General features: G+C 74.2%; 5 protein-coding genes and 1 riboswitch. Of the genes, 4 read left to right on the top strand and 1 reads right to left on the bottom strand.

Annotated elements, in window-relative coordinates; translation table 11 throughout:
- Positions 1–17 precede the first annotated feature (17 nt).
- The 4 genes from ACQEUR_RS22970 (at position 18) to ACQEUR_RS22955 (ending at position 3,184) form a co-directional block, all read left to right on the top strand.
- Positions 18–137: a PKD domain-containing protein gene (locus ACQEUR_RS22970; protein ID WP_433034688.1), complete on the top strand. Its 120-nt coding sequence runs from the start codon at positions 18–20 to the stop codon at positions 135–137.
- 149 nt (positions 138–286) lie between these two features.
- A riboswitch (SAM riboswitch) is annotated at positions 287–378 on the top strand.
- 286 nt (positions 379–664) lie between these two features.
- A complete protein-coding gene (locus ACQEUR_RS22965) occupies positions 665–1,576 on the top strand; it encodes an ABC transporter substrate-binding protein (protein ID WP_433034684.1) in 912 nt (303 codons plus the stop codon).
- A 44-nt stretch (positions 1,577–1,620) separates the two neighbouring features.
- Positions 1,621–2,409: an amino acid ABC transporter permease gene (locus ACQEUR_RS22960; protein ID WP_433034682.1), complete on the top strand. Its 789-nt coding sequence runs from the start codon at positions 1,621–1,623 to the stop codon at positions 2,407–2,409.
- Positions 2,402–3,184 carry an amino acid ABC transporter ATP-binding protein gene (locus ACQEUR_RS22955; RefSeq protein ID WP_433034681.1) on the top strand — a complete coding sequence of 261 codons (783 nt, stop codon included), beginning with the start codon at positions 2,402–2,404 and terminating at the stop codon, positions 3,182–3,184. Before ACQEUR_RS22960 ends, ACQEUR_RS22955 begins: the two co-directional genes overlap by 8 nt.
- A 17-nt stretch (positions 3,185–3,201) precedes the next feature.
- Here ACQEUR_RS22955 and ACQEUR_RS22950 read toward each other — a convergent pair whose 3' ends face one another.
- Positions 3,202–6,459, bottom strand: a complete 3,258-nt coding sequence (locus ACQEUR_RS22950; protein ID WP_433034679.1) for a BTAD domain-containing putative transcriptional regulator — start codon at positions 6,457–6,459, stop codon at positions 3,202–3,204.
- Between the last annotated feature and the right edge of the window lie 173 nt (positions 6,460–6,632).

Genomic DNA, 6,632 nt, shown 5'->3' with positions numbered 1-6,632 from the left:
GCGACAACAGCCCGGTCGTGCACGGCGCCTCGGCGAACCACTCCTACGCCCGGCCGGGCACCTACACCGCCCGGCTGACGGTCACGGACAGCGCCGGAGCCACCATGTCCGCCCACCTGGCCGTCACGGTCGGCTGAGGGGTAAGGAAGGGCCCCCGCTTATCGCTTTTTGTATAGGAAGGGGCCCTTCCTAACACCCGGGGGCGGGTCCGGCGCGTGGCGAGGGACACAGCCGTACCCGCCCTGACCAGTTGGAATGTCCGGCCGACGGTTGAGTAGGCTGAGCACGACCATCCAGAGCGACCGAGAGACCTGGCTCGTCGACGTCGCAGCAACCCCCCACCACGGGTGCGGGTGCTACCGCCAGGACCGATGGAGGAACCCTTCGTGCGTAGGTCCCAGATCGAGCCGGCGAGCCGGCTGCACGTCACCTGGCACCGGTGGCGCCGACACGTCGATCTCTGCCGTACCAGCACCATGCTCTGTCGCGGCCACGGCTGACCCACGCCCGCCGGGACGTGCTCCGCGCCGCTCCGGCTGATCGCGACCGCCGATCGGCGGCACTGAACCATCTCCCCATCACCCCTGAGGCGGCACCGTCGGCACGGCCCGTACCGGGTCGTGGCCGGCGCACTGCCGCCCGACATGTCACGGAGTTTCCGCACATGCGCCTGAAATCTGTTCCCGCCCGACTGCTCTCGGCCGTCGCCGCCGTCACCCTGCTCGGCGCCGCCGCCGCGTGCGGCTCGTCCGACACCGGCTCGGCCGACAATCCGTACGACCTGCTGCAACCCGGCACCCTGCGGGTCGGCACCCTGACCGACGCCCCGCCGAACGTCTTCCTGAAGGACGGGAAGTTCACCGGCTTCGACAACGACCTGCTGACGGCGGTCGCGGCGAAGATCGGCCTGAGGGTGGAGTTCGTCGGCACCGAGTTCTCCGCGCTGCTGGCCCAGGTCAACAACCACAAGTTCGACGTCGGCAGCTCCTCCATCACCATCACCGAGGCCCGGAAGAAGACGGTCGACTTCGGCAACGGGTACGACTTCGGCTACTTCGGACTCGACGTACCGGCCGGCTCGCCGATCACGGGCTTCGGGCAGTTGCCGGGCAAGCGCGTGGTGGTGGTCCAGGGCACCGTCCAGGACGACTACGCCACCAAGGAGGGTCTGGACCCGGTGCGGGTGCCCGACTACAACGGCGCGATCAACCAGCTCAAGGCCAAGACCGCCGACGCGTGGATCGCGCCGGCCGAGATCGGCGAGAAGTCCGCACAGGACAGCGGCGGGAAGATCGTGCTGGTCGAGAAGCAGCTCAGCTCGGCGCCGACCGCCTTCGCGGTGGCCAAGGGGAACGACGCGCTGCGCGAGGCCCTGGACAAGGCTCTGGACCAGGTGATCCAGGACGGCACCTGGAGCCGGTTGCAGGACCAGTACTACCCGGGGCGGCCGATTCCGCAGAGCTTCAAGCCGGGCAGCGGCACGGTGTCGTACCCGCCGGTCAAGGCCGGCTCGGCCCCGGCGAGCCCGGCGGCCGGCGGGGGTAGCCCGGCCGCGTCCGCCAGCCCGGCGGCCTGACCCGGTGGGCGGCCGGTTCACGGACCCGCGGGACGGGTGAGGCGATGGAGACCCTGAGGACGCTGTGGGAGACGTTCTTCGACCTGGAGTCGATGCGCGAGGCGCTGCCCGAGATGCTGACGGTGGGGCTGCGCAACACCCTGCTGCTGGCGCTGATCTCGGCGGTCATCGGCACGCTGCTCGGCATGCTGCTGGCCGTCGCCGGCCTGGCCCGGACCCGTTGGCTGCGCTGGCCGGCGCGCGTCTACACGGACGTGTTCCGGGGCCTGCCGGCCGCCGTCACCATCCTGCTCATCGGGGTCGGGTTGGCGCCCCTCGGGCTCGCCTGGTGGGGCCCCAACCCGTACCCGTTGGGCATCCTCGCGCTGTCGCTGATCGCGGCGGCGTACATCGGGGAGATCTTCCGGTCCGGCATCCAGAGTGTGGAGGCCAGCCAGCTGGAGGCGACCCGGGCGCTGGGGCTGTCCCACGCCGCCGCCATGCGCCTGGTGATCATCCCGCAGGGCGTACGCCGGGTCCTGCCGGCCTGGGTCAACCAGCTCATCGCGCTGATCAAGGACTCCAGCCTGGTGTACTTCCTCGGCCTGGTGGCGAGCCAGCGGGAGCTGTTCCGGATCGGCCAGGACTACGCGGCGAACACCGGCAACGAGTCGGCCCTGCTGCTCGCCGGCCTCTGCTACCTGGCCATCACCGTGCCGCTGACCCACCTGGTCAACTGGGTCGACCGCCGGCTGCGGGACGGGCGGGCCGGCGGGCCGGAGGACGACGACCCGGTGGCGCTGGCCGGCGGGACCGCGCTGCCCGCCGGCGGGAGAGGAGCGACGCATGCCTGAGCACGGTCAACCGGCCCGGCTGGACGTGGCGGAGACCGGGGGCACGTACGAGTCGGTGAGCGTGGCCACCCGGGACGTGCACCTGGCCTTCGGCCGCAACCAGGTGCTGCGCGGGATCGACCTGGAGGTCGGACGCGGTGAGACCGCCTGCGTGATCGGCCCGTCCGGATCCGGGAAGTCCACGCTGCTGCGCACGATCAACCGGCTGCTGGAGCCGGACCGCGGCGACGTCCTGCTGGACGGGGTCAGCGTGCTGGACCAGGACCCCGACGCGCTGCGCCAGCGGATCGGCATGGTCTTCCAGCAGTTCAACCTCTTCCCCCACATGACGGTGCTGCGCAACGTGACCCTGGCCCTCCGGCAGCTCAAGCGGCTCTCGGCGGACGAGGCGGCGGAGGTGGCGCTGCGCCAGCTCGACGTGGTCGGGTTGCGGCACAAGGCGGACTCCCGTCCCGGCCGGCTCTCCGGTGGGCAGCAGCAGCGGGTGGCCATCGCCCGCGCGCTGGCGATGTCGCCCCGGGTGATGCTCTTCGACGAGGCGACCTCCGCACTCGACCCCGAGCTGGTCAAGGGCGTGCTGTCGCTGATGGCGGACCTGGCCGGGCAGGGGATGACGATGGTGGTCGTCACCCACGAGATGGGCTTCGCCCGGCAGGTCGCCGACCAGGTCGTCTTCATGGACCGGGGCCGGGTGGTCGAGGCCGGCGAGCCCGCCGCGCTGTTCGAGACCCCGCGCAGCGAACGCCTCCGGCAGTTCCTCTCCCAGGTGCTGTAGCTCGGACGTCGGATCGGTCACCGTCCGCGCAGGGCGTCGGCGAGGTCACCGAGGTACCGGGCCACGGGGCCGAGGGAGAGGACCCCGCTTCCGGCCCCGGCCAACTCGCCGGCGGCGGGCAGGAGTTCGCAGTGGACCCGTTCCATCGTGGTCCGGTCGCGCAGGGCGAGGGCGGCCCGGGCGGCGAGGCAGAGGCGTGCCTCGCGGAGCAGGTCGTGCGGCGACTCCGGCAGGGTCAGCAGCGCCGCGGCGGCCTCGTCGCGGCGACCTGCGGAGAGCAGGAGCAGGGGCCGGACCCACGGCTCGTACGGCCCCCAGCTCCCGCTCGCCCCCTCGTCCGGGTCCCCGGCGATCCGGATCTTCTCCACGTCTGCGATGGGCCCGGTCAGGCGCAGCGACAGCAGCGCGAGCGGAAGCAGCCCGTCGGCCATGCCCGGCATTCCGCTGGCGGCGAGCCGGGCGTACGCGGCGCGGTACCCGGCTTCCGCCTCGGCCGGGTGCCCGTCGACGGCCAGGCGCAGCGCGGCGTACAGGTCGGTGAAGACGCCCACCAGTGGCAGGTCGTACCGGTCGGCGAGCCGGTCCGCGGCCGTGGCGTGCGCGTCCGCGGCGGCGAAGTCGGCCAGCGCGCCGTGTGCCTGGAGCAGGATGAGGTGACCGAGGACCTCGAAGGTCACCAGCTCGTGCCGGGCGGCCAGGTCGACCAGTTCGGCGCCGATCCGGGCCCGCTCGGCGGCCAGCCCGGCCCGCTGGAAGGTGTGCATGAACCGGGCGTTGAGAGCCAGGGCCAGCAGGGCGGGAGCGCCCGTCCGCCGGGCGATGGCCTGCGCCTCGCGGGCCGCGCGCTGACCGCGGTCGGTGGTGGTGCCGCGCAGTTCCAGGGCGAGGCTGCTCAGTAGCCGGCTGCGCTGTTCCGCCCGATCCTCGCCGAGCAGGGCCAGGGTGTGTTCGGCGGCCCGGACTATCCGCCGGGAGAGTTCCGCGTCGTCATTGCGGGTCCAGATGGCGGGTACGTCGAAGGCGCCGATCACGCTCGCGGTCAGCTCGGGATCGTCGAGCCGCTCGGCCCCGGTGACGCCCTCGGCCCGGAGTCGACGTGCCTCGTCGAGGTGGCCGGTCACGGCCAGCGCCCGGCCCAGCCCCGTGACGGCCGCCAGCCGCTCGCGTACCTGGCCGTCGCCGGCCCGGTCGTGGGCGGCGACGGCCTGCCGCCACAGCCGGGCCGCCTCGTGCGGGTTGCTGCGCCGCTCGGCCTGCTCGGCCGCCAACCGTGCGTAGCGGGCGGCGCGGGGCGCGGTGCCCCGGCTCGCGGCCCGGTCGAAGTGGTGGGCGAGGGTGGTGACGTCGTCGGGGTGCAGCCGTTCCACAGCCTCGGCGGCGACGGCGTGCCAGCGGGCCCGGCGCAGCGCGGACAGGTCGTCGTAGAGCGTGTCGCGGACCAGGATGTGGGTGAACCGCGGCCGCCCGTCGGGGGCCTGTTCGGTGAGGAAGCCGGCCCGCAGGGCGCGGTCGAGGGCGTCGAGGACCGTCGCCTCGTCGCCCGCCACCTCCACCAGCAGATCCGGGTCGATGTCCCGGCCGATCACCGCCGCCTGCCGCAGCACCGTCTGCGCCGGCTCCGGAAATCCCGCCAGGCGGTGCCGGATGACGTCCCGCACCCCGGCCGGGACCTGCCGCAGCGCCCCGCTGCCCTCGGCGGCGAGCAGCCGCGCCAGCTCCCGGACGAAGAACGGGTTCCCGCCGCTGCGCCGGTGGATCAGCTCGGCGGTCGGCTCGTCCAGGGACTGACCGGCGACGGCCCGGACGAGTTCACCGGTGGCGGTCTCGGGCAGCCCGCCCAGGTAGACCCGGACGGGCTCGGTCGGGGCGAGCCGGGCGAGGCCGGCGGTCAGCTCCGGGGTGATCTCGGTGGCCCGGTACGTGCCGACGACCAGCACGGGCCCGGTGACCGGTTCCGCCCCGCCGACCAGCATGCCCAGCAGGTCCAGGGTGCCCTCGTCGGCCCGGTGCAGGTCGTCGACGACCAGCAGCAACGGCCGGTGGCCCGCCACCGCCGCCAGGCGCGACACGACGGCGCGACGCAGGTGGAAGCGGGCCACCGCCGGGTCTTCGGCCGGCTCCGGATCGGGTTGCCCGGACCCGGCCGCCGGCTCCTCGGCGGTCAACGCGTCGATGATCTGCGTCCAGGGCCAGGCGACCGGTGCGTCGTCGTACTCGGGGCTGCGGCCCCACGCCGTGGTCCAGCCGCGGACCGCCAGCCGTCGGGTGAGCGCCTCGGCCAGCGCCGTCTTGCCGGCACCCGCCTCCCCGGACAGCAGGGCGAGCGCGGGAGCGCCGGACCGGGCCACGCACTGGCCCGCCTTGTCCAGGCGGGCCAGTTCCTCGTCACGGCCGACGAGCTGCCGCGGCTCGTCCCGACCGGCCGTGGCGGGTGGCCGGAGGTACGCCGGCTGTGCCGGCAGGTCACCGACCGAGGGCGCGGCGGGCGGGTTGAGGTGTGGCGCCTGGGCGAGGATGTCGGCCTGGAGTTGCCGCAGGCGGGGGCCCGGGTCCACGCCGAGTTCCGCCGCCAGGGTCTGGCGGGCCCGGCGGAGTGCGGCCAGCGCCTCTCCCTGCCGGCCGGACCGGTACAGCGCGGTGGCCAGCAGTTGCCAGGTGTCCTCGCGCAGCGGATGGCTGTCGGCATGGGCCTGGAGTTCGAAGGCGGCCTCGGCGGTGCGTCCCAGCGCCAGCTGCGCCTCCGCGCGGCGCTCGACGGCCAGCATCCGCAGCTCGTCCAGCCGGTTGATCTCCCCGCGAGCCCAGCCCTCCCCGGCGAACTCGGCGTACGCGGGCCCGCGCCAGAGGGCGAGCCCGTCCTCCAGGCAGGCCAGCGCGGGCGCCGCCCGCCCCGCCGCCAGCAGCAGGGCGGACTCGCCGACCATCGCCTCGAACCGCCAGGCGTCCACCGCGTCCGGTGCGGCCCGCACCGCGTAGCCGGGCGGCGCGGTGACCAGGAGCCGAGCCGGCTGCCGCGGCGACCGGTCGGGCTCCAGGCTCCGGCGCAGGTCGGACACGAAGGTACGGATCGCCGCCACCGCACCGTCCGGGGGCACGTCCCACAGGTCGTCGACGAGCCGGTCCACCGACACGACCCTGCCCCGGGCGACCAGCAGGCGTGCCAGCACCGCACGGTGGCGCAGACCCCTCAGCGCGACGGGGCCGAGGTCGGTGGCGGCCACCACCGGTCCCAGCACGCCGAAGGCCACCGCCTGCGCCGTCGCCCGCCTGGTCATGGCCCCAATGTACGCAGCCGCTCGCCGTCGACTCATCCACTGCTGACCCGCTGCTGATCGCTGCCCGGCAACCTCGAATCCGTACGGCGCCGGAGGGCGGCCGGGGGCTTCCCGGCTGGCCGTCGGCGCGAAGGACGCCCGGCACAGGGGCGACAACCGGCACAGGAAGGCCT

The sequence above is a fragment of the Plantactinospora sp. CA-290183 genome (genome assembly GCF_050936375.1).
Classification (GTDB): Bacteria; Actinomycetota; Actinomycetes; order Mycobacteriales; family Micromonosporaceae; genus Plantactinospora.
The sequence above is the reverse complement of the archived record's forward strand: the minus strand, read 5'-3'. Positions and strand labels throughout refer to the sequence as shown.

What these genes read in the sequence shown, in the direction of transcription:
- ACQEUR_RS22965 (WP_433034684.1), top strand. Translation starts at nt 665, where the DNA reads ATGCGCCTGAAATCTGTTCCCGCCCGACTGCTCTCGGCCGTCGCCGCC.
- ACQEUR_RS22960 (WP_433034682.1), top strand. Translation starts at nt 1,621, where the DNA reads ATGGAGACCCTGAGGACGCTGTGGGAGACGTTCTTCGACCTGGAGTCG.
- ACQEUR_RS22950 (WP_433034679.1), bottom strand. Translation starts at nt 6,459, where the DNA reads ATGACCAGGCGGGCGACGGCGCAGGCGGTGGCCTTCGGCGTGCTGGGA.
- ACQEUR_RS22955 (WP_433034681.1), top strand. Translation starts at nt 2,402, where the DNA reads ATGCCTGAGCACGGTCAACCGGCCCGGCTGGACGTGGCGGAGACCGGG.